The organism is Actinospica acidithermotolerans (genome assembly GCF_018139625.1).
GTDB classification, from domain to species: Bacteria; Actinomycetota; Actinomycetes; order Streptomycetales; family Catenulisporaceae; genus Actinospica; species Actinospica acidithermotolerans.
This window is the reverse complement of the sequence record NZ_JAGSOH010000034.1, coordinates 39,960-60,099: the sequence shown is the minus strand read 5'-3', so window position 1 is coordinate 60,099 and position 20,140 is coordinate 39,960. Positions and strand designations below refer to the sequence as shown.

Annotated in this window: 17 protein-coding genes; all 17 read right to left on the bottom strand. The window is 69.6% G+C overall.

Going from position 1 to position 20,140, the window contains the following annotated elements; translation table 11 throughout:
• Positions 1–766, bottom strand: a 766-nt coding sequence (locus KDK95_RS14125; RefSeq protein ID WP_372463322.1) for a polyprenyl synthetase family protein, incomplete at its 3' end; no start/stop codon positions are given.
• Between the two features lie 192 nt (positions 767–958).
• The gene (nuoN, locus tag KDK95_RS14120; RefSeq protein WP_212518592.1) at positions 959–2,533 is read right to left on the bottom strand and encodes an NADH-quinone oxidoreductase subunit NuoN; all 1,575 of its coding nucleotides are present in this window, start codon (positions 2,531–2,533) and stop codon (positions 959–961) included.
• Positions 2,530–4,086, bottom strand: a complete 1,557-nt coding sequence (locus KDK95_RS14115; protein ID WP_212518591.1) for an NADH-quinone oxidoreductase subunit M — start codon at positions 4,084–4,086, stop codon at positions 2,530–2,532. Before KDK95_RS14115 ends, nuoN begins: the two co-directional genes overlap by 4 nt.
• Position 4,087: 1 nt before the next feature.
• Entirely contained in the window at positions 4,088–6,016 is a 1,929-nt protein-coding gene (gene nuoL, locus KDK95_RS14110; RefSeq protein WP_212518590.1) for an NADH-quinone oxidoreductase subunit L, read from the bottom strand.
• A 14-nt stretch (positions 6,017–6,030) separates the two neighbouring features.
• Entirely contained in the window at positions 6,031–6,330 is a 300-nt protein-coding gene (gene nuoK / locus KDK95_RS14105) for an NADH-quinone oxidoreductase subunit NuoK (RefSeq protein WP_212518589.1), read from the bottom strand.
• The gene (locus KDK95_RS14100) at positions 6,327–7,145 is read right to left on the bottom strand and encodes an NADH-quinone oxidoreductase subunit J (RefSeq protein WP_212518588.1); all 819 of its coding nucleotides are present in this window, start codon (positions 7,143–7,145) and stop codon (positions 6,327–6,329) included. The genes nuoK and KDK95_RS14100 overlap by 4 nt, the downstream gene beginning before the upstream one ends.
• The gene (gene nuoI / locus KDK95_RS14095; protein ID WP_212518587.1) at positions 7,145–7,771 is read right to left on the bottom strand and encodes an NADH-quinone oxidoreductase subunit NuoI; all 627 of its coding nucleotides are present in this window, start codon (positions 7,769–7,771) and stop codon (positions 7,145–7,147) included. The genes KDK95_RS14100 and nuoI overlap by 1 nt, the downstream gene beginning before the upstream one ends.
• Complete coding sequence (gene nuoH, locus KDK95_RS14090) at positions 7,758–9,122, bottom strand: NADH-quinone oxidoreductase subunit NuoH (protein ID WP_212518586.1); 1,365 nt, start codon at positions 9,120–9,122, stop codon at positions 7,758–7,760. Before nuoH ends, nuoI begins: the two co-directional genes overlap by 14 nt.
• Positions 9,123–11,615 carry an NADH-quinone oxidoreductase subunit G gene (locus tag KDK95_RS14085; RefSeq protein WP_212518585.1) on the bottom strand — a complete coding sequence of 831 codons (2,493 nt, stop codon included), beginning with the start codon at positions 11,613–11,615 and terminating at the stop codon, positions 9,123–9,125. It lies immediately after the preceding gene.
• Entirely contained in the window at positions 11,615–12,931 is a 1,317-nt protein-coding gene (gene nuoF / locus KDK95_RS14080) for an NADH-quinone oxidoreductase subunit NuoF (RefSeq protein ID WP_212518584.1), read from the bottom strand. The genes KDK95_RS14085 and nuoF overlap by 1 nt, the downstream gene beginning before the upstream one ends.
• Positions 12,928–13,644 carry an NADH-quinone oxidoreductase subunit NuoE gene (nuoE, locus tag KDK95_RS14075; RefSeq protein ID WP_249161188.1) on the bottom strand — a complete coding sequence of 239 codons (717 nt, stop codon included), beginning with the start codon at positions 13,642–13,644 and terminating at the stop codon, positions 12,928–12,930. Before nuoE ends, nuoF begins: the two co-directional genes overlap by 4 nt.
• Complete coding sequence (locus KDK95_RS14070) at positions 13,641–14,999, bottom strand: NADH-quinone oxidoreductase subunit D (RefSeq protein ID WP_212518599.1); 1,359 nt, start codon at positions 14,997–14,999, stop codon at positions 13,641–13,643. Before KDK95_RS14070 ends, nuoE begins: the two co-directional genes overlap by 4 nt.
• Before the next feature lie 47 nt (positions 15,000–15,046).
• A complete protein-coding gene (locus tag KDK95_RS14065) occupies positions 15,047–15,781 on the bottom strand; it encodes an NADH-quinone oxidoreductase subunit C (RefSeq protein ID WP_212518583.1) in 735 nt (244 codons plus the stop codon).
• Positions 15,782–15,851: 70 nt separating this feature from the next.
• A complete protein-coding gene (locus KDK95_RS14060; RefSeq protein ID WP_212518582.1) occupies positions 15,852–16,409 on the bottom strand; it encodes a NuoB/complex I 20 kDa subunit family protein in 558 nt (185 codons plus the stop codon).
• Between the two features lie 16 nt (positions 16,410–16,425).
• Positions 16,426–16,785, bottom strand: coding sequence for an NADH-quinone oxidoreductase subunit A (locus KDK95_RS14055; protein WP_212518581.1), 360 nt, complete (start codon positions 16,783–16,785; stop codon positions 16,426–16,428).
• 495 nt (positions 16,786–17,280) lie between these two features.
• Entirely contained in the window at positions 17,281–18,558 is a 1,278-nt protein-coding gene (locus KDK95_RS14050; RefSeq protein WP_307844351.1) for a geranylgeranyl reductase family protein, read from the bottom strand.
• A 34-nt stretch (positions 18,559–18,592) separates the two neighbouring features.
• On the bottom strand, positions 18,593–20,092 hold the full coding sequence (locus KDK95_RS14045; protein ID WP_212518580.1) for a hypothetical protein: 1,500 nt from the start codon (positions 20,090–20,092) through the stop codon (positions 18,593–18,595).
• Between the last annotated feature and the right edge of the window lie 48 nt (positions 20,093–20,140).

Sequence of the window (20,140 nt, the reverse complement as noted above, 5' to 3'; positions counted from 1 at the left end):
GGGTGGGCAGGGTCGGGACGCCTTCGCGCAGGTCGGTGCCGGGGACCTTGCCGGACTCCTCCGGGTTGCCGGCGATGTCGAGGACGTCGTCCGCCAGCTGGAAGGCCAGGCCGAAGATCTCGCCGAACTTCGTCAGCTGGTCCACGACGGGGCCGGGGGCGCCGGAGAGCAGGGCGCCGAAGCGGGCGGAGGTGGAGATCAGCGAGCCGGTCTTGTCGGACAGGACGCTCAGGTAGTGGTCGATCGCCGATTCGCCGGGGGCGGGCTCCAGGCACTCGTTGATCTGGCCGGTGACCAGACGTTCGAAGGTCAGGGCCTGAAGACGGACCGCTTCCGGGCCGAGGTCCGCGAGCATCTGGGAGGCCTTGGCGAACAGGAAGTCGCCGGTCAGGATCGCGATCGAGTTGTCCCAGCGGGCGTTGGCGGTCTGCACGCCGCGGCGCAGCGGGGCCTCGTCCATCACGTCGTCGTGGTACAGCGTGGCCATGTGCGTCAGCTCGACGACGCACGCCGCCGCGAGCACGTCCGGGACCACGGCCTCGCCGAACTCGGCGGCGATCAGGGTCAGCAGCGGGCGGAAGCGCTTGCCGCCGGCGGCGACCAGGTGGCCGGCCGATTCGCGGATCAGCGGGTGGTCGCTGTGCGCGGCCTCCTCGAGCAGCGCCTCGACGTCCCCGAGCGCTTCGGTGACCCTGCCGATGAGCTCGGCGTCGGAGGTGATCAACCCCCAGGGAAGGGTGCTCGCGCGTCCGGTCTCCACCTGCACGCTCACGATCGTCGCCTTCCGCCCCGTCGGGTCAGTCATTGTCCACACTTGCAGTTTCCCAACCTAGTGCATGCCCCCCGACGGACGGCACGTACCCGGCTGAAGCGCGCGCGGACCGAACGCAGGCCGCCGCCCGTCGCCCACGGCTTCGTTGACGTGGGCGCCGGACGGACGCTTCGGGGCGGGCGGGTGCTACTTGGCGAGGATGCCCGCCGAGTTGTTCGCCAGGTGCAGCAGCAGGCTCGGCGCCACGCCGAGGGCGACGGTGGCGAAGGCGGCGACCGCGAGGGCCGTCTTGACCGCGATGGACGGGTGGGCGATGGTCGGGCCCTGCGGCAGCGGGTCGGAGAAGAACATCACCACGACGACCCGCAGGTAGAAGAACGCCGCCAGCGCGCTCGCCAGCACCGCGACGATCACCAGGTCCGGCGAGCCGGCCGCCAGCGCCGCCTGGAAGATGGCGAACTTGCCGATGAAGATGCTGGTGAACGGGATGCCGGCGAAGGCCAGCAGGAACACGGCGAGCAGCGCGGCCGGGATCGGGGCGCGGCGGCCGAGTCCGGCCCAGCGGGACAGGTCGGTGGCCTCGCCGCCGGCGTCGCGCACCAGGGTGACGACGGCGAACGCGCCGATGATGGCGACGCCGTAGACCGGCAGGTAGAACAGGACGGCCGCGCGGGCCTGCGCGGTCGTCGAGGTCACGCCGATCAGCAGGTAACCGGCGTTGAGGATCGCCGAGTAGGCGAGCATCCGCTTGATGTCGCGCTGGGTCAGCGCGAGCACGCCGCCGACGATCATCGTGATGATCGCCACGGCCTGCATGACGGGCCGCCAGACGTTCTCCGCGCTGTTGACGCCGAGGCCGACGTCGAGCACGCGGACGAGGGCGCCGAACGCGGCGATCTTCGTGGCCGCGGCCATGAAGCCGGTGACCGGGGTCGGAGCGCCCTGGTAGACGTCCGGGGTCCACATGTGGAAGGGCGCCGCGCCGACCTTGAACAGCAGGCCCATGCCGAGCAGCGCCACGCCGGTGTACAGCAGCGTGGATCCGGCGGTCGGGTGCGCGACGTGCTGCGCGATGACGGCGAGGTTCACCGATCCGGCGTAGCCGTAGAGCATCGCGGCGCCGTAGAGGAAGAACGCCGAGGAGAACGCGCCGAGCAGGAAGTACTTGAGCGCGGCCTCCTGGGACAGCAGCCGGCGGTGCCGGGCGAGCCCGCAGACGAGGTAGAGCGGCAGCGAGAGCGCCTCGAGCGCGACGAACATCGTCAGCAGGTCGTTGGCCGCCGGGAACAGCAGCATGCCGCCGACCGAGAACATCAGCAGCGGGTAGACCTCGGTGGTCTGCCAGCCGCGCCGGGTGGTCTCCCGCTCGGCCGCGGAGCCGGGCACGGAGGCGCCCTGCGCGGCGAACGCGTCCTGGTTCTGGTCGGTCTTGCGTTCCGCGATGACGAGGAACGCGACGAACGAGATGACCAGGATCGTGCCCTGCAGGAAGAGCGTCGTGCCGTCGACGGCGACTGAGCCCTGGGCGACGACGGACGCGGTCGTGCCGGCGAGCGCGAGCACCGCGGCGAACGAGGCCGCGATGCCGACGAGCGCGAGCCCGACCTGGATCCCGTACCGCTGCTTGCGCGGTGCGAAGGCCTCCACCAGGATGCCGAGCGTGGCCGTGCCGAACGCGATGAGCATCGGCGAGAGCTTGCCGAACTCGACGTGCGGGGCGACGAACGTGGCGGTCGTGGAGGACGCGGCGAGGATGCTCATCTCTGGCTCCCGGCGGCTCGGGCGGCGTCTGCGACGGTATGCGGAGGCGCGACGGTGATCTGCGTGGTCGACTGGGTGACAGCCGGGTTGATGTACTTCGTCAGGATGCCGGGCGCGAAGCCGAGAACCAGGATCAGAGCGAGAAGGGGCACGACCGCCGCCAGCTCGCGTCTGTTGAGATCTTTGAAGTTCGAGACGGACTCGGCGACCGGGCCGGTCATCGTCCGCTGGTAGAGCCAGAGGATGTAGACGGCGGCGAGCACGATCGAGGTGACGCCGATGATCGCGGCGACCGGGTACTTCTCGAAGGTCCCGACGAGGACGAGGAACTCGCTGACGAAGGGGCTCATGCCGGGCAGCGCGAGCGAGGAGAGTCCGGCGAGCAGGAACGTGCCGGCCAGCAGCGGCGCGACCTTCTGCACGCCGCCGTACGCCTCGATCTCGGCGCTGCCGCGGCGGCGGATCATGAAGCCCGCCAGCAGGAACAGCGCGCCGGTCGCGAGGCCGTGGTTGACCATGTAGAGCGAGGCGCCGACCTGGCCGCGCGCCGTCCAGGCGAACACGCCGAGGGTGATCAGGCCGAAGTGCGAGATCGAGGTGTACGCGATCAGGCGCTTCATGTCGGTCTGGCCGATCGCCAGCAGGGCGCCGTAGACCGTGCTGATGACGGCCAGGACGAGCACCGCCGGCGTGAACCAGTGCGACGCGTTCGGGAACAGCTCGAGGCAGAACCTGAGCATTCCGAAGGTGCCGATCTTGTCGAGCACGCCGACGAGCAGCACCGCGGTGCCGGGCGTCGCCTCGGACGCCGCGTCGGGCAGCCAGGTGTGGAACGGCCACAGCGGCGCCTTGACCGCGAACGCGATGAAGAAGCCGAGGAACAGCCAGCGCTCCACACCGGTGGAGAAGTGCAGCGTGCCCGACGAGACCGCGTTGGCCAGCGCCTGGAAGCTGAAGGGATCCGCCACGCTGCGCTCGGCCACGACGTAGAGGCCGATCACCGCGGCCAGCATGAGCAGGCCGCCGAGCAGGTTGTAGAGCAGGAACTTCACCGCGGCGTACGAGCGCTTCTGCTCGCCGCTGCGTCCGTACGAGCCGATCAGGAAGTAGGCCGGGATGAGCAGGCCTTCGAAGAGCACGTAGAACAGGAAGACGTCGGTGGCGGCGAAGACGCCGACCATCATGACTTCCAGCACGAGCAGCAGCGAGAAGAACGGCCGCGGCCGGTCTTTGTCGTCATGCCAGGAGGCGAGGATCACGACAGGTGTCAGGACCGTCGTCATCAGGATCAGGACGAGCGCGATGCCGTCCACCCCGACGCTGTAGTTGATGTGGAACTGCGAGATCCAGGTGTAGGACTCGTTCAGCTGGAACCGCGGTCCGCCGACGTCGAACTTCACCGCGTCGACGATCGACAGGACCAGGGTCAGCAGCGAGGCGCCGAGCGCGATCTGCTTGGACCGCGCCCCCGTCCCCTTCGGCAGCAGCGCGATCCCGGCCACGCCGACCAGCGGCGCCGCGATCGTGACGGTCAGATACGGGAAGCTCGACATGTCAGCCTCGCACCAGGAGTAGGGCCACGATCAGCAGCGTGGCGCCGCCGAACATCGAGAGCGCGTAGGAGCGGACGAAGCCCGATTGCAGCTTCCTCAATCGCCCGGAGCTGCCGCCGAGCCCGGCCGAGACCCCGTTGACCACGCCGTCCACGCCCTTCATGTCGAAGTACACGAGCACGCGGGTCAGGTACTGGCCGCCGCGCATGAACACGAGCTCGTTGAACGCGTCGCCGTACAGGTCCTGCCGGGCCGCGCGGGTCGCGAAGGAGCCGAGCGGCGGCGTCGACGGGGCCTGCTGCAGGCCGTAGCCCAGGTAGGCGTAGCCGATGCCGAGGGCGACGACCACCAGCGTGACCACCTGGAGGACGGCCGTGTTGATCGGCGAGTGGCCCTCGCTGAACCCGGTGACCGGGCTCAGCCAGTTCACGAACGCGTTGTGGTACGAGAACAGGAAGCCCGCGGCGACGGAGCCGACCGCCAGCACGACCATCGGGACCACCATGATCCACGGCGACTCGTGCGGGTGCGGCTCGTGGCCCTCGGCGTCCGGGACCCAGCGCTTCTGGCCGAAGAAGGTCATCAGCACCACGCGCGTCATGTAGAACGCGGTGACCAGCGCGCCGAGCAGTGCCGCGCAGCCGAGGATCCAGCCGGACGTGCCGCCTTGGGCGAACGCCGCCTCGATGATCTTGTCCTTGGACCAATAGCCGGAGAACGGCGGCACCCCGATGATCGCGAGGTAGCCGAGGCCGAAGGTGACGTAGGTCCACGGCATGAACTTGCGCAGCGCGCCGTAGTGCCGCATGTTCACGTCGTCGTTCATGCCGTGCATGACCGAGCCGGCGCCGAGGAAGAGCCCCGCCTTGAAGAAACCGTGCGTGATCAGGTGCATGATCGCGAAGACGTAGCCGATCGGGCCGAGGCCGGCGGCCAGGATCATGTAGCCGATCTGAGACATCGTCGATCCGGCGAGCGCCTTCTTGATGTCGTCCTTCGCGCAGCCGATGATCGCACCGAACATCAGCGTGATCGCGCCGATGATGGTGACGACGAGGCGGGCGTTCGGTGAGACGTCGAAGATGGCGTTGGACCTGACGATCAGGTAGACGCCCGCGGTGACCATCGTCGCGGCGTGGATCAGGGCGCTGACCGGGGTCGGGCCCTCCATCGCGTCGAGGAGCCAGGACTGCAGCGGGAACTGCGCCGACTTGCCGCAGGCGCCGAGCAGCAGGAGCAGGCCGATCGCCGTCATCGTGCCGACCTTCGCGCTGGAGGCGCCGTTGAGCACCGGGCCGAAGGCGAAGCTGCCGAACGTCGTGTACATCAGCATGACCGCGATGGACAGGCCGACGTCGCCGACGCGGTTGACGATGAACGCCTTCTTGGCCGCGACCGCCGCCGAGGGCTTGTGCTGCCAGAAGCCGATCAGCAGGTACGAGGCCAGGCCCACGCCCTCCCAGCCCGCGTACAGCAGCAGGTAGTTGTCGGCGAGGACGAGGACGAGCATCGCGGCGAGGAAGAGGTTCAGGTAGCAGAAGAACTTCCGCCGGTTCTCGTCGTGCTCCATGTACGCGACCGAGTAGATGTGGATCAGCGAGCCCACACCGGTGATCAGCAGCACGAAGACGATGGAGAGCTGGTCGAGGTGGAAGCCGACGTCGGCGGTGAACCCCGGCACCGGGATCCAGGTGTAGACGTGCTGGTCGTAGGAGCGCTGGGCGCCGGGCTTGGCCAGCAGCGCGAAGAAGAGCACCGCGCCGAGCACGAAGGAGCCGATCGCGGCCGCGCAGCCGAGCAGGTGGCCCCAGCGGTTCGTCCGCCGGCCGCCGATCAGCAGGATCGCCGCGCCCGCGAGCGGGAGCAGGATGACCCAGGCGGTCAGGGCGAACGTGCCGGTCGCCGCGACCGGGGCATAGGACGGTGTCATGCGCCTTCGGCCTCTCAGTACTTGAGCAGATTGGCGTCGTCGACCGAGGCCGAGCGGCGGGTACGGAAGACGCTGATGATGATGGCCAGGCCGACGACCACCTCGGCCGCCGCGACCACCATCGTGAAGAACGCGATGACCTGGCCGTCGAGCGCGCCGTGCATCCGGCTGAAGGTGACGAACGCCAGGTTCGCGGCGTTCAGCATCAGCTCGATGCACATGAACACGACGATGGCGTTGCGCCGGATCAGCACCCCGAGCGCGCCGAGGGTGAACAGGATCGCGGACAGGTACAGGTAGTTGTCCGGGTTCACTGCGACACCTCCTCGTTGCCCGCGTCGCCGCGGGAGGCGACGGCGGCTCCGTTGCGGCGGGCCCCGGGCAGCGGCAGCGGCCGGAAGCCGCGCACCGTGTCCCGGCCGCGCAGCGTCGCGTTGACGCTGGCCTCGCTCGGCGAGCCGTCGGGCAGCAGCGCCGGGGTGTCGACCGCGTTGTGCTGCGCGTAGACGCCCGGGTTAGGCAGGCCGGTGAGCGAGACCTTCTCGCCCTTGCCCCAGCGCTCGAAGCGCTCGATCGAGATCTCGCGCTGCGACTTGCGCGGCACGGTGCGCTCCCGGTGGGTGAGCACCATCGCGCCGGTCGCCGAGGTGATCAGCACCGCCGAGGAGACCTCGAAGGCCCAGAAGTAGCGGGAGAACAGCAGCAGCGCGAGGGACTGGACGTTGCCGCCGCCCTTCGCGTTCGCCGCGTCCGTGCCGACGAACTCCGGCAGGTTCGCGTGCGCGTAGACGCCGATGAGCACGAACCCGAAGGCGAGCACGAACGGCACGGCCAGCCAGCGCTGGCCGCGGATCGTCTCCACCAGCGAGTCCTGCGACTCGATGCCGATCAGCATGAGCACGAACAGGAACAGCATCATGACCGCGCCGGTGTAGACGACGATCTGCACCACGCCGAGGAAGACCGCGCCCTGGGCCATGTAGAAGAAGGCCAGGCACAGCATCACGGTGCACAGGCAGAGCGCGGCGTGCACGATCTTCTTGGAGAAGATCAGCCCGAGCGCGCCGAGGATCGAGATGATCGACCCGACCCAGAACAGAAATGTCTCGCCGTGTCCGGTGTTGCCCATCAGGAGCTCACCTCCGCGGCGTTCTCGTCGGCGGCCTTCGCGGCGGCGAGCATCTGGCCGAGCAGGTCGTCGTCCGCGCGCGGGACCTCGCCGCGGTAGTACTCCTTCTCGGTGACCTCGCGGCCCGAGGCGTCCTCGTACATCCGGTGCGGCGGCGGGACCATGCCCTCGGCCAGCGGCGCGAGCAGCCGGTCCTTGGTGTAGATCAGCGATTCGCGGCTGGTGTCGGCGAGCTCGTACTCGTTCGTCATGGTCAGCGCCCGGGTCGGGCAGGCCTCGATGCACAGGCCGCACAGGATGCAGCGCAGGTAGTTGATCTGGTAGACGCGGCCGTAGCGCTCGCCCGGGGAGAAGCGCTCCTCCTCGGTGTTGTCCGCGCCCTCGACGTAGATCGCGTCCGCCGGGCACGCCCAGGCGCACAGCTCGCAGCCGATGCACTTCTCCAGGCCGTCCGGATGCCGGTTGAGCTGGTGCCGGCCGTGGAAGCGCAGCTGGGTCGGTACCTTCTCCTCCGGGTACTGCTCGGTGTTCGGCTTCTTGAACATCGTGCCGAAGGTGGTGCCGAAGCCCGCGACCGAGGCGAGCGGCCCCGGCTTGCCCGGCTTCTTGCCCTTACTGGCGGCCATCTGAGGCCTCCTCCGCTGGAGTGTGTCCGTTTGCGGTGACGGCGAGGATCGGCGTGCGCAGCGGGCGCGGGGTGATCGCGGCGCGCTGCTGGCCCGGCATCGGCGGCACCGGGAAGCCGCCGCCGAGTCCCTCCAGGTCCTCCTCGCGGGCCAGCTCGGCCGCGTCGCGCGACCGGCGGTCCCGGGAGACCTGGTTGCGCTCGCGCACCTCGAGGGCGACGAGCACGAGGACGAACAGCGCGGCCGCGCCGAGGCAGATCGGGATCAGGTGCGCCTGGTCCATGTCGCCGACGTTCTTGAGCTGGCGGATCACCGCGACCAGCAGCAGCCAGACGAGGGAGACCGGGATCAGCACCTTCCAGCCCAGCTTCATGAACTGGTCGTAGCGCAGGCGGGGAAGCGTGCCGCGGAGCCAGATGAAGACGAAGACGAAGATCAGCAGCTTGACCAGGAACCAGATCATCGGGTACCAGCCCTGGTTCGCGCCCGACCACAGCGAGAGCGGCCAGGGGGCGCGCCAGCCGCCGAAGAACATCGTGATCGCCAGGCTGGAGACGGTGACCAGGTTGATGTACTCGGCCAGGAAGAACAGCGCGAACTTCAGCGAGGTGTACTCGGTGTGGAAGCCGCCGACGAGCTCGCCCTCGGCCTCCGGGAGGTCGAACGGCGCCCGGTTGGTCTCACCGACCATCGCGATGATGTAGATGATCCCGGAGATGCACAGCGGCAGGATGTACCAGGTCTGCTCCTGCGCGGCGACGATCCCGCTGGTGGACATCGTGCCGGCGTAGAGGAAGACGCCAGCGAAGCTCAGGCCCATCGCGATCTCGTAGGAGATCATCTGCGCGGACGAGCGGATGCCGCCGAGCAGCGGGTAGGTCGATCCGGAGCTCCACCCGGCGAGCACGATGCCGTAGATGCCGACCGAGGAGACGGCCAGGATGTAGAGCACGCCGATCGGCAGGTCGACCAGCTGCAGCGTGGTCCGGTGCCCGAAGATCGAGACCTCGGGACCCCACGGGATCACCGCGAACGCCAGGAACGCGGGGATCGCGGAGAGCACCGGCGCAAGCCAGAAGACCGGCTTGTCGGCGTTCTCCGGGACGATGTCCTCCTTGAGCGCCAGCTTCACGCCGTCGGCGAGCGACTGCAGCAGGCCCTGCGGGCCGACCCGGTTCGGGCCGATGCGCATCTGCATCCAGGACACCACGCGGCGCTCGAACCAGATGTTGAACAGGGTCAGGACGACGAGCATCGCGAACAGCGCGACGCCCTTGATCACGGTGAGCAGGAACCACCACGGGATGTGGGTGTCGAAGCCGTTGATGACCCAGTGGTCCATGTTCGCCATTCAGCTGCCCTCCGCGATGAGAGAGACGATGGCCCCGGTGTCCGCGCTGAGCATGCGGCGCACGTGGGAGCCCGGCGAGTTGGTCGGTAGCCAGACGACGCGGTCCGGCAGGTCCGCGACCTCGACCGGCAGCGTCACCGAGCCGGCGTCGGTGCTGACGATCACGGGTGCGCCGGCCGCGACGCCGATCTCGGCCGCGGTGGCCGCGGACAGCCGCGCGACGGGCCGGCGCGCGGTGGCGGCGAGGTGCTTCTCGCCGTCCTGCAGCCGTCCGTCGTCGAGCAGCTGGTGCCACGTGGCCAGTACGGCCTGCCCGGCGGCCGGCGCCGGGAGCTGCAGCATCTCGGCCCGCGGCGGCAGGGCGCGCGGTCCGTCCCAGGTGCCGAGCTCGTCCAGCTCGCGCCGCGCGGCGGCCACGTCGGGCAGGCCGAGGTGCACGTCCATCGCGTCGGCGATCCGGTCCAGCACGCGCAGATCGCTGATCTGGCCGCCCTGGGTCTGGGTGACCTCGGGGCTCAGCGCCGCCGAGAACGTGCGCACCCTGCCTTCCCAGTCCAGGAAGCTGCCGTCCTTCTCGGCGACCGCGGCCACCGGGAAGACGACGTCGGCCAGCTCGGTCACCGCGCTGCGCCTGAGCTCCAAGGACACCAGGAAGCCGACCGCCTCGAGGGCGTCGAGCGCGCCGGTGGGGTCCGGCAGGTCCGCTGGGTCCACGCCGCCGACCAGCAGGCCGCCGATCTCGCCGACCCGCGCCGCGGTGAGGATCGCGTCCCCGTCCCGGCCCTCGAGCGTCGGCAGGGCCCGGACGCCCCAGGCCGTGGCGACCTGGCCGCGGGCCAGCGGGTCGCCGATGGGCCGCGCGCCGGGCAGCAGGTTCGAGATCGCGCCGGCCTCGACCGCGCCGCGCTCGCCCGCGCGCCGTGGCACCCAGGCGAGCTTCGCGCCGGTTGCCTTGGCCAGCCGCAGCGCCGCGCTGAGCGCCGCGGGCACGGAGGCGAGCCGTTCGCCGACGAGGATGACCGCGCCGTCCTCGCGCAGCTGCCGCGCCACCTCCAGGCCCGCGTGGTCCAGGCCGGCCTCGAAGCTGCCCTCGGCCAGCGCCCGGAGGAACTCGGGCTCGGTGTGCGGAGCGGCCTTCAGCAGCGTCCCGTTGCACTTGCGCAGTCCGCGCGTGGCCAGCGGCGCTATGGCGACGACGTGCGTCTTGTTCACCCGCGCGGCCTTGCGCAGCCGCAGGAAGACGATCGGCGACTCGTCCTCCGGCTCGAAGCCGACGAGCAGCACGGCCGGGGCGCGGTCGAGGTCCGCGTACGTCAGGCCGCCCGATTCGGGGTTGCGGCCGGCCACGTGCGAGGCCAGGAACTCGGCCTCCTCGTGGCTCTGCGGCCGGGCGCGGAAGTCGATGTCGTTGGTGTCCAGCGCGAGGCGGGCGAACTTCGCGTAGGCGTACGCGTCCTCGAGGGTCGCGCGGCCGCCGACGAGCACGCCCGCCTGTCCGCGGGCCGCCCGCAGCCCCTCGGCCGCGAGGCGCAGCGCCTCCGGCCAGGACGCGGGAACGAGCTCGCCGTCCCTGCGGACCAGCGGGGTCGTGATGCGGTCCGCCTGCGTCGCGTACTGGAAGGCCCAGCGGCCCTTGTCGCAGTTCCACTCCTCGTTCACCGCCGGGTCGTCGCCCGCCAGCCGCCGCAGCACCTTGCCCCTGCGGTGGTCGGTGCGCAGCGCGCAGCCGGAGGCGCAGTGCTCGCACGCGCTCGGCGAGGAGACCAGGTCGAAGGGCCGGGAGCGGAACCGGTAGGCGGCGCCGGTGAGCGCGCCGACCGGGCAGATCTGCACGGTGTTCCCGGAGAAGTAGGACTCGAAGTCCTGGTCCCCGGCCACCGAGATGCCGACCTGCTGCTGCGCTCCGCGCTCGATCAGCGCGAGGAAGGGGTCTCCGGCGATCTGCTCCGAGAAGCGGGTGCAGCGCGCGCAGTTGACGCAGCGTTCGCGGTCGAGCAGGACCTGCGCCGATACGTTGATCGGCTTGGCGAAGGTGCGCTTCTTGTCCTCGAACCGCGTCTCGCCCCGGCCGTTGCTCAGTGCCTGGTTCTGCAGGGGGCACTCGCCGCCCTTGTCGCAGACCGGGCAGTCGAGCGGGTGGTTGATGAGGAGGAGCTCCATCACGCCCTTCTGCGCCTTGTCGGCGACAGGGGACGTGAGCTGCGTCTTGACGACCATGTTGTCCGACACGGTCGTGGTGCAGGAGGCGAGCGGCTTGCGCTGGCCCTCGACCTCGACCAGGCACTGTCGGCAGGCGCCGACGGGGTCGAGCAGCGGGTGGTCGCAGAAGCGCGGGATCGCGATGCCGAGCCGCTCGGCGACCCGGATGATCAGCTCGCCCTTCTTGGCGATCACCTCGATGCCGTCGACGGTGAGCTTCACGTGCCCCGGCGGGACCTCGAGCTGCGCGCTGCCGCCCTGGGCCGGGACGCTGTTCGTGGTGGTGACGGACATCAGTACGCTCCCGTCAGGGCCGGGGCCCATACCGTGGTGCGGCTCGGATCGAAGGGGCAGCCGCCCTGGCGCAGGTGCTCGAGGTACTCGTCGCGGAAGTACTTGATGGACGAGACGATCGGGGAGACCGCGCCGTCGCCGAGCGCGCAGAACGCCCGGCCGTTGATGTTGTCGCAGATGTCGAGCAGCTTCTCGAGCTCCGCCTCGTCGCCCTGGCCGGCCTCGAGCCGCCGGTAGGCCTGGACCAGCCAGTACGTCCCCTCGCGGCAGGGCGTGCACTTGCCGCAGGACTCGTGCGCGTAGAACTCGGTCCAGCGCAGGGCCGCGCGGACCACGCAGGTGGTCTCGTCGAAGACCTGCAGCGCGCGGGTGCCGAGGATCGAGCCGGCCGACGCGACGTTCTCGAAGTCCAGCGGCACGTCGAGGTGCTCGTCGGTGAACAGCGGCGTCGAGGAGCCGCCCGGCGTCCAGAACTTCAGCCGGTGGCCGTGCCGGATGCCGCCCGCGAGGTCCAGCAGCTCCCGCAGGGTGACGCCGAGGCCGGCCTCGTACTGCCCGGGCCTGGTGACGTGGCCGGAGAGGGAGAAGAATCCGAAGCCCGGGCTCTTCTCGCTGCCGAAGGTGCGGAACCAGTCCTTGCCGTTGCGCAGGATCGAGGGCACCGAGGCCACCGATTCGACGTTGTTGACGACGGTCGGGCTGGCGTAGAGGCCTTCGACCGCCGGGAAGGGGGGCCGGTTGCGCGGCTGGCCGCGGCGCCCTTCGAGCGAGTCGAGCAGCGCCGTCTCCTCGCCGCAGATGTAGGCGCCGGCGCCGACGTGCACGGTGAGGTCGAGGTCGAACCCGCTGCCCAGGATGTCCTTGCCGAGGAAGCCCGCGGCGTACGCCTCGCGGACCGCCGCCAGCAGCCGCCTGGCCACGTGCGTGACCTCGCCGCGCACGTAGATGAAGGCCTGGTGGGAGCGGATCGCGTAGCTGCCGATGACGATGCCCTCGATCAGCTCGTGCGGGTTGGCGAGCATGGTCGGGATGTCCTTGCAGGTGCCCGGCTCCGACTCGTCCGCGTTGACCACGAAGTAGTGCGGCTTGCCGTCGCCCTGCGGGATGAAGGACCACTTCACGCCGGTCGGAAAGCCGCCGCCGCCGCGGCCGCGCAGGCCGGACTCCTTGACCTCGCCGATGACCTCGTCCGGCGTCATCTCGGTCAGCGCCTTGCGGATGGCGGTGTAGCCCTCGCGCCGCCGGTAGCCCTCCAGCGTGTACGAGTCCTGCTCGTCCCACGCGCGGGAGAGCACCGGTGCCAGCTTGAGCGTCATGCCGACTCCCCTCGCGCCTGCGCGACTCGAAGACCGACGATCGATTCGGGCGCGATGGTCCCGCCGTGGACGGCGTCCTCGCGGCGGTCCTCGAACCCCGCGAGGATCCGCTCGGTCTCCCGGAAGGAGCAGACCGCCGGTCCGCGGCTGGCGACGACCTCGCGCCCGGCGAGCAGGTCGTCGACCAGCTGCTTCGCCTTCTCGGGCGTCATGTTGTCGAACAGCTCCCAATTCACGGTCATCACCGGCGCGAAGTCGCAGGCCGCATTGCACTCGATGTGCTCGAGCGTGAGGCTCTTGCCCTGCGCCTCCGGAACCCCTGCGCTGACCTCGGTGCGCTGGTCGTTCTCGACGCCGAGGTGCTCCTTGAGCGTCGCGAAGATCTCGTCGCCGCCGAGCACCGCGCACAGCGTGTTGGTGCACACGCCCACGTGGTAGTCCCCGACCTGGCGCCGCTTGTACATCGAATAGAAGGTGGCGACTCCGCTGACCTCGGCCGTCGTCAGGTCGAGCTTGTCGGCGCAGTACTTGATGCCGTCACCCGACACGAAGCCCTCCTCGGACTGCACGAGGTGCAGCAACGGGAGCAGGGCCGAGCGCTTGACCGGGTACCGCGCGATCACCGCGTCGGCGTCCTGGTCGAGCCGCTCCTTCACGTCCTGGGGATAGCCCTTGGCGGGCACGGCGGGCAGTCCGAGTTCCGCGGTGCTCAACGGTCGACACCTCCCATCACCGGGTCGATCGAGGCCACCGCGACGATGAGGTCGGCGATCATGCCGCCCTCCGACATCGCCGAGACGGCCTGCAGGTTGTTGAACGAGGGGTCGCGGAAGTGCACCCGGTACGGCCGCGTGCCCCCGTCCGACACCGCGTGGCAGCCGAGCTCGCCCTTCGGCGACTCGATCCCGACGTACACCTGCCCGGGCGGCACCCGGAAGCCCTCCGTCACCAGCTTGAAGTGGTGGATCAGGGCCTCCATGGACTCGCCCATGATGTGCCGGATGTGGTCCAGCGAGTTGCCCATGCCGTCGCCGCCGAGGGCGAGCTGCGCGGGCCAGGCGATCTTCTTGTCCTCGATCATCACCGGGCCCGGCTTGAGCTTCTCCAGGCACTGCCCGACGATCCGCAGCGACTGGCGCACCTCGTCCATCCGGATCCGGTAGCGGCCGTAGCAGTCGCTGGTGTCCCAGGTGACGACGTCGAAGTCGTAGTCCTCGTAGCCGCAGTACGGCTGCGACTTGCGCAGGTCGTGCGGCAGCCCGGTGGCCCGCAGCACCGGCCCGGTGATGCCGAGCGCCATGCAGCCGGTCAGGTCCAGGTAGCCGACGCCCTCGGTGCGCCCCTTGAAGATGGGGTTCTCGTTGCACAGGGCCTCGATGTCCTTCATCCGCTCCGGCATCAGCGCCAGGAACTCGCGGATCTTGTCCACCGCGCCGGGCGGCAGGTCCTGCGCGACGCCGCCGGGACGGATGAACGCGTGGTTCATCCGCAGGCCGGTGATCATCTCGAAGATGTCCAGCACCAGCTCGCGCTCGCGGAAGCCGAAGATCATCGCGGACAGCGCGCCCATCTCCATGCCGCCGGTGGCGATGCACACCATGTGCGAGGCGATCCGGTTCAGCTCCATGAGCAGCACCCGGATGACGCTGGCCCGCTCGGGGACCTGGTCCTCGACGCCGAGCAGCTTCTCCACCGCGAGGCAGTAGGCGACCTCCTGGTAGAAGGGCGTCGTGTAGTCCATCCGGGTGACGAAGGTGCAGCCCTGGGTCCAGTTGCGGTACTCGAGGTTCTTCTCGATCCCGGTGTGCAGGAAGCCGATCCCGCAGCGGACCTCGGTGACGGTCTCGCCCTCCGTCTCGACGACGAGCCGCAGCACGCCGTGCGTCGAGGGGTGCTGCGGCCCCATGTTGACGACGATCCGCTCCTCGACCGCCTCGCCGTCCGCCGCCGAGGCGAGCTCCTGGGCGATCTCGTCCCAGTCCCCGCCGCTGAGGGTGTAGACGGTCTCGTCGCCCTCCTCGGGACCGACCGTCCCGGCCGCCGCGTAGGGATCGAATCCACCGTCCATGTCGTCGTCCATCGCGTCGGGGCGGGGGCCATCGTTCGCAGTGAGAGTCATCGGTAGCTCCTGCGCTGGTCCGGGGAGGGGATCTGCGCGCCCTTGAACTCGACGGGGATGCCGCCGAGCGGGTAGTCCTTGCGCTGCGGGTGCCCGGGCCAGTCGTCCGGCATCAGGATCCTGGTGAGGGCCGGGTGGCCGTCGAAGACGATGCCGAACATGTCCCAGGCCTCCCGCTCGTGCCAGTCCGTCGCCGGGTAGACCGGGGTCAGCGAGGGGATGTGCGGGTCCTCGTCCGGGCAGCTGACGGCCAGGTGCACCCGGCGGTTGTGCGTGATCGACAGCAGCGGCACCAGGATCTGCAGCTCGCGGCCGGTGTCGCCCGGCAGGTGCACCCCGGAGACGCCGAGGCAGAGCTCGTATCTGAGCGCCGGATCGTCGCGCAGGGTCCTGGCGACCTCGAGCAGGTGCTCGCGGCGCACGTGGAAGGTGAGCTGCCCGCGGTGCACCACGACCTTCTCGATCGCGGCCTCCGGCGCCAGGTCGCGCTCGTCGAGCGCGCCGAACAGCTCGTTCTCCACCTCGTCGAAGTAGCCCCCGTACGGCCGCGGCGACTGGCCGGGGAACTCGATGGTGCGCACCAGCCGGCCGTAGCCCGAGGTGTCGCCGCTGGACCCGCTGCCGCCGAACATGCCGCGGCGGACGGCGACGATCTCGGCCGCCTGCTCGGCGAGCGGCTGCGGCAGCTCCGGCCGCGCGGGCTGCACCGGCTCCGGAAGATTCTCGCTCATCGCCACCTCGCCGGTGCCCGGTGGGCGCTTCGCGCACGCGCCGCCCACGTTGATTCGCTCGCAAGCTCGCTCATGGGCGCAGCAGCCCCTTCATCTCGATCGTCGGGAGCGCCTTGAGGGCCGCTTCCTCCGCCGCGCGCGCCGCGGCGACGCGGTCCACGCCGAGGGGGGTCTTCTGGATCTCCTCGTGCAGCTTGATGATCGCGTCCATCAGCATCTCCGGCCGCGGCGGGCAGCCCGGCAGGTAGATGTCGACCGGCACGACGTGGTCGACTCCCTGCACGATCGCGTAGTTGTTGAACATGCCGCCGGAGGAGGCGCAGACCCCCATCGAGAGCACCCACTTGGGGTTCGGCATCTGGTCGTAGATCTGCCGCAGCACCGGCGCCATCTTCTGGCTGACCCGGCCGGCCACGATCATCAGGTCGGCCTGCCGCGGCGAGGCGCGGAAGACCTCCATGCCGAAGCGGGCCAGGTCGTAGCGGCCGGCGCCGGTGGCCATCATCTCGATGGCGCAGCACGCCAGGCCGAAGGTGGCCGGCCAGAGCGAGCCCTTGCGCATGTAGCCGGCGAGCCCCTCCACCGTGCTGAGCAGGAAGCCGCTGGGGACCTTCTCCTCGATACCCATCTGGATCCAGGACCTCCTAGTCCCACTCGAGTCCGCCGCGCCGCCAGACGTAGGCGTAGGCGACGAAGACGGTGAGGATGAAAAGGAACATCTCCGCGAGCCCGAACCAGCCGAGCGAGTCGAACGCCACGGCCCAGGGGTAGAGGAAGACGATCTCGATGTCGAAGACGATGAAGAGCATCGCGGTCAGGTAGTACTTGACCGGGAAGCGGCCACCGCCGACCGGCTGCGGGGTGGGTTCGATGCCGCACTCGTAGCTGTCGTATTTGGCCCGGTTATACCGCTTCGGGCCGGTCATCGCGCCCATGATGACCGAGAAGACCGCGAAGCCTCCCGCGATCAGGCCGAGGATCAGCACCGGGACGTAGGTGTCCATTGGCGCCGCCACCTCCCTTGCTCCTCGTGAAGGAATTCACAAGCCCGACTCGGCGGGTGCCGCCGCGTCACGCTCCATTCGCCTGGGACTGTGATCTTTTGCCGCATCCGTGCCTTGCTCGCGGACATCCTACGCCGCGTCAGATGTGATGTCCGCCACGGCCCGATGAAGTCTTCTCCGCCTGATCCGTAACGTAGTCCTCACGGGCCGCATCGCGCTTCGTGATCTGTGTCACGCCCAGGCCATCCGCAATCGGATAGATCCGAAATGATCGTCGATCACGAGCCGGACATTTCGTGATGATCTCGGCTTGTGAGTGCGGTCACAATCCTTCGGGTGATCCGCCCGCGCATGATCCAACCCGTGAGATCGCTTTGACTTCGGCTCTCTACCTACAGTAGAAGCCGATCTCCGCGCCCGGAAGGCGCCGCGACGACAAAAAGTCCCCTCCATCCCGAACCGGGACGAAGGGGACTTTCCCGCGGCTGCGGGTGCCTAAGCGCGGGGGGTGACCTTGGCGATGCCGTTGATGATCCGGTCCATCGCGTCCCCGCCGCGCGGGTCGGTCAGGTTGGCGAGCAGCTTGAGGGTGAACTTCATCAGCATCGGGTGCGACAGGCCGCGCTGGGTGGCCAGCTGCATGACCTTCGGGTTGCCGATCAGCTTCACGAACAGCCGGCCGAGCGTGTAGTAGCCGCCGTAGGTCTCGCCCAGGATCCGCGGGTAGTCGGACAGCGCCAGCTCCCGCGCGTAGGTGCCGGTGCGCGCGTTGGCCTGGGCGATCACCCGCGCGGCCAGCTCGCCGGACTCCATCGCGTACGGGATGCCCTCGCCGTTGAACGGGTTGACCATGCCGCCCGCGTCGCCGACCAGCAGCAGGCCGCGGGTGTAGTGCGGCTTGCGGTTGAAGCCCATCGGCAGCGCGGCGCCGCGGATCGGGCAGGTCCGGTTCTCCTCGGTCAGCTCCCACTCCTCGGGGGTGCTCGCCAGCCAGCGGCGCATCATGTCCCGGTAGTCCACGTGCCCGAAGGCCTTGGAGGTGTCCAGGATGCCGAGGCCGATGTTCGAGGTGCCGTCGCCCATGCCGAAGATCCAGCCGTAGCCGGGCAGCAGCCGGTCGGGGTTCTTGGCGTCGGACAGCTCCAGCCAGGACTCGAGGTAGTCGTCGTTGTGCCGCGGGTTCTTGTAGTACGCGCGGTAGGCCACGCCCATCGGCCGGTCCTCGCGCTTGTGCAGGCCCATGGCGATGGACAGCCGGGTCGAGTTGCCGTCGGCGGCGACCACGAGCGGGGCGCGGAACTCGGTCTCGGTCTTCTCCGGGCCGAGCTTCGCGGTCACGCCGGTGATCCGCGAGGTGCGCGGGTCCAGGATCGGCCCGGTGACGTTGCAGTTCTCCAGCACCCGGGCGCCGGCCTTGCGCGCCTGCCTGGCCAGCAGCTCGTCGAAGTCGGCGCGCGGCCGGACGAGCCCGTAGTTCGGGTGCGCGGCCAGTTCGGGCCAGTCCAGCGTGAGCGTCACGCCGCCGGCCAGGATGCGCAAGCCCTTGTTGTGCAGCCAGCCGTTGGACTCGGAGGTGTCGATGCCCATCCGCACCAGCTGGGTGACGGCGCGCGGGGTGAGCCCGTCGCCGCAGATCTTCTCGCGCGGGAACGCGGTCTTCTCCAGCAGCAGGACGTCGAGCCCCGCCTGCGCCAAGTGGTAGGCGGTCGTCGACCCCGCCGGTCCGGCGCCGACGACGATGACATCGGCCTGGTTCTCGCTCAAGCTCTGCACATCGGAAGTCTAGCCGGAGGGATTGTCGGCTCTATCAGCCGGTGGGCAGCGCGGACGGCTCGACCCGGGTCAGCAGGTTGTAGGAATAGACAAGTACCTCGTACTCGTCTATCCGGTACATCGCCGCGGGGCGCCCGAACGCCGACTCGACCTCCGCCGGAGTCGTGCCGCCGGGTGAGGTGACGAAGAACCGCGCGTCGTGCGTCGCAGCGCTGTACCAGGGCGTCCTGGTCTCCCAGCCGTACACGTCGAATCCGCCGCCGTTCCAGACCACCGCGCGCACGGCGACCTCGAGGTCCGAGTCCACAGTGGTCGACGACGCGGTCCCGTAATCACTGATTCCGTAGCTCAGATGGAGTGCGCGCAGTCGGGCTATGAGGCCGGACGAGTCAGTCGCAGCGGCCGGTTGGGCGACGGCGAAGACCACGGCCGAGGCCGTCATCGCACCGGCCGCGAAGCGCACCGCCCCGCGTCCGACGGCCCATCGGCCCGGAGGCGCCTCGGCCGCCAGCAGCGCGCAGAACGGCAGCATCCCGGCGAGATCGAAGGCGTTGCCCGCGATGGACGACTGCTCGGAGAGCAGGTAGGCGAGCAGCGCGCCCGGCACGAGCAGCACGGCGATCCGCTGCGGCTCCCGGCTCGTGCGCCAATGCCACAGGGTTCTGCTCCCGCCGAGGACGATCAGCACGAGCAGCGACCAGCCGAGCGCCAGCTCGCACAGCCGCGCGAAGCCGCTGCCGACCTGCCCGAACCCGAGCAGCACGCGGAGTCCGAACCACGTGCTGCGCAGGTGCGCCATCCATTCGGAGCGCGGCGAGATGACTGTGTTCGGCGAGGACATCGCGTACGCGCCGAGGTGCCGCAGCTCGCTGCGTAAGTGACGGGCCGCGGGCACCGAGAGCAGCGCCGCCGCGATGAACCTCGGATAGTCCCAGGCCAGGCGGCGTTCGGCGAGCATCTGCCAGCAGCAGAGCCCGATCACGGCGCACACTCCGACGTACGTGACGAAGCCGTCGCTCACCTCGCCGACCGCGAGGAGTAGCAGAAGCAGCCACGCTGCGCACCAACGGTCGCGAAGCCGCTCCACGATCAGCGTCGCGAGCAGGATGAAGACGCTTGAGCCGAGGTGGTCCACACCGGAGATCAGCGCCTTCCGCGCCACTGCGTCGGACAGCGGCACGAGCAGCACGGCGAGCGCGAGCGTCCAGCGCGGCGCGCGGTCGCGCAGGCACCAGAGCGTGCACGCGACCACGAGCGTGTAGACCAGACCAGCCGTCAGATGCACCGCCGCCGAACTCCCGCCGAGGGCTACCGCGCTGAATGCCGCGACCGGGATTTCCAGCGCGTAGAAGGAGACGTCGGAGAGGATCCAGCCGTGCAGAAGCACGTCGCCGTGCGCGAAATCCCATCCCTCGAGGATGGTGTTGGAACCGTCGGAAAGCGTCGGCTCGGTCCACGCGACCCGGGTGAGCAGCGCGGCGAGCAGAACGATACCTGCTCCGATCAGCAGCCTTCGGCGAACTGGCGATGGCACGCACCAGTTCTAATCGCCCTATTTGTAAGACATATTCATTACTTCTGA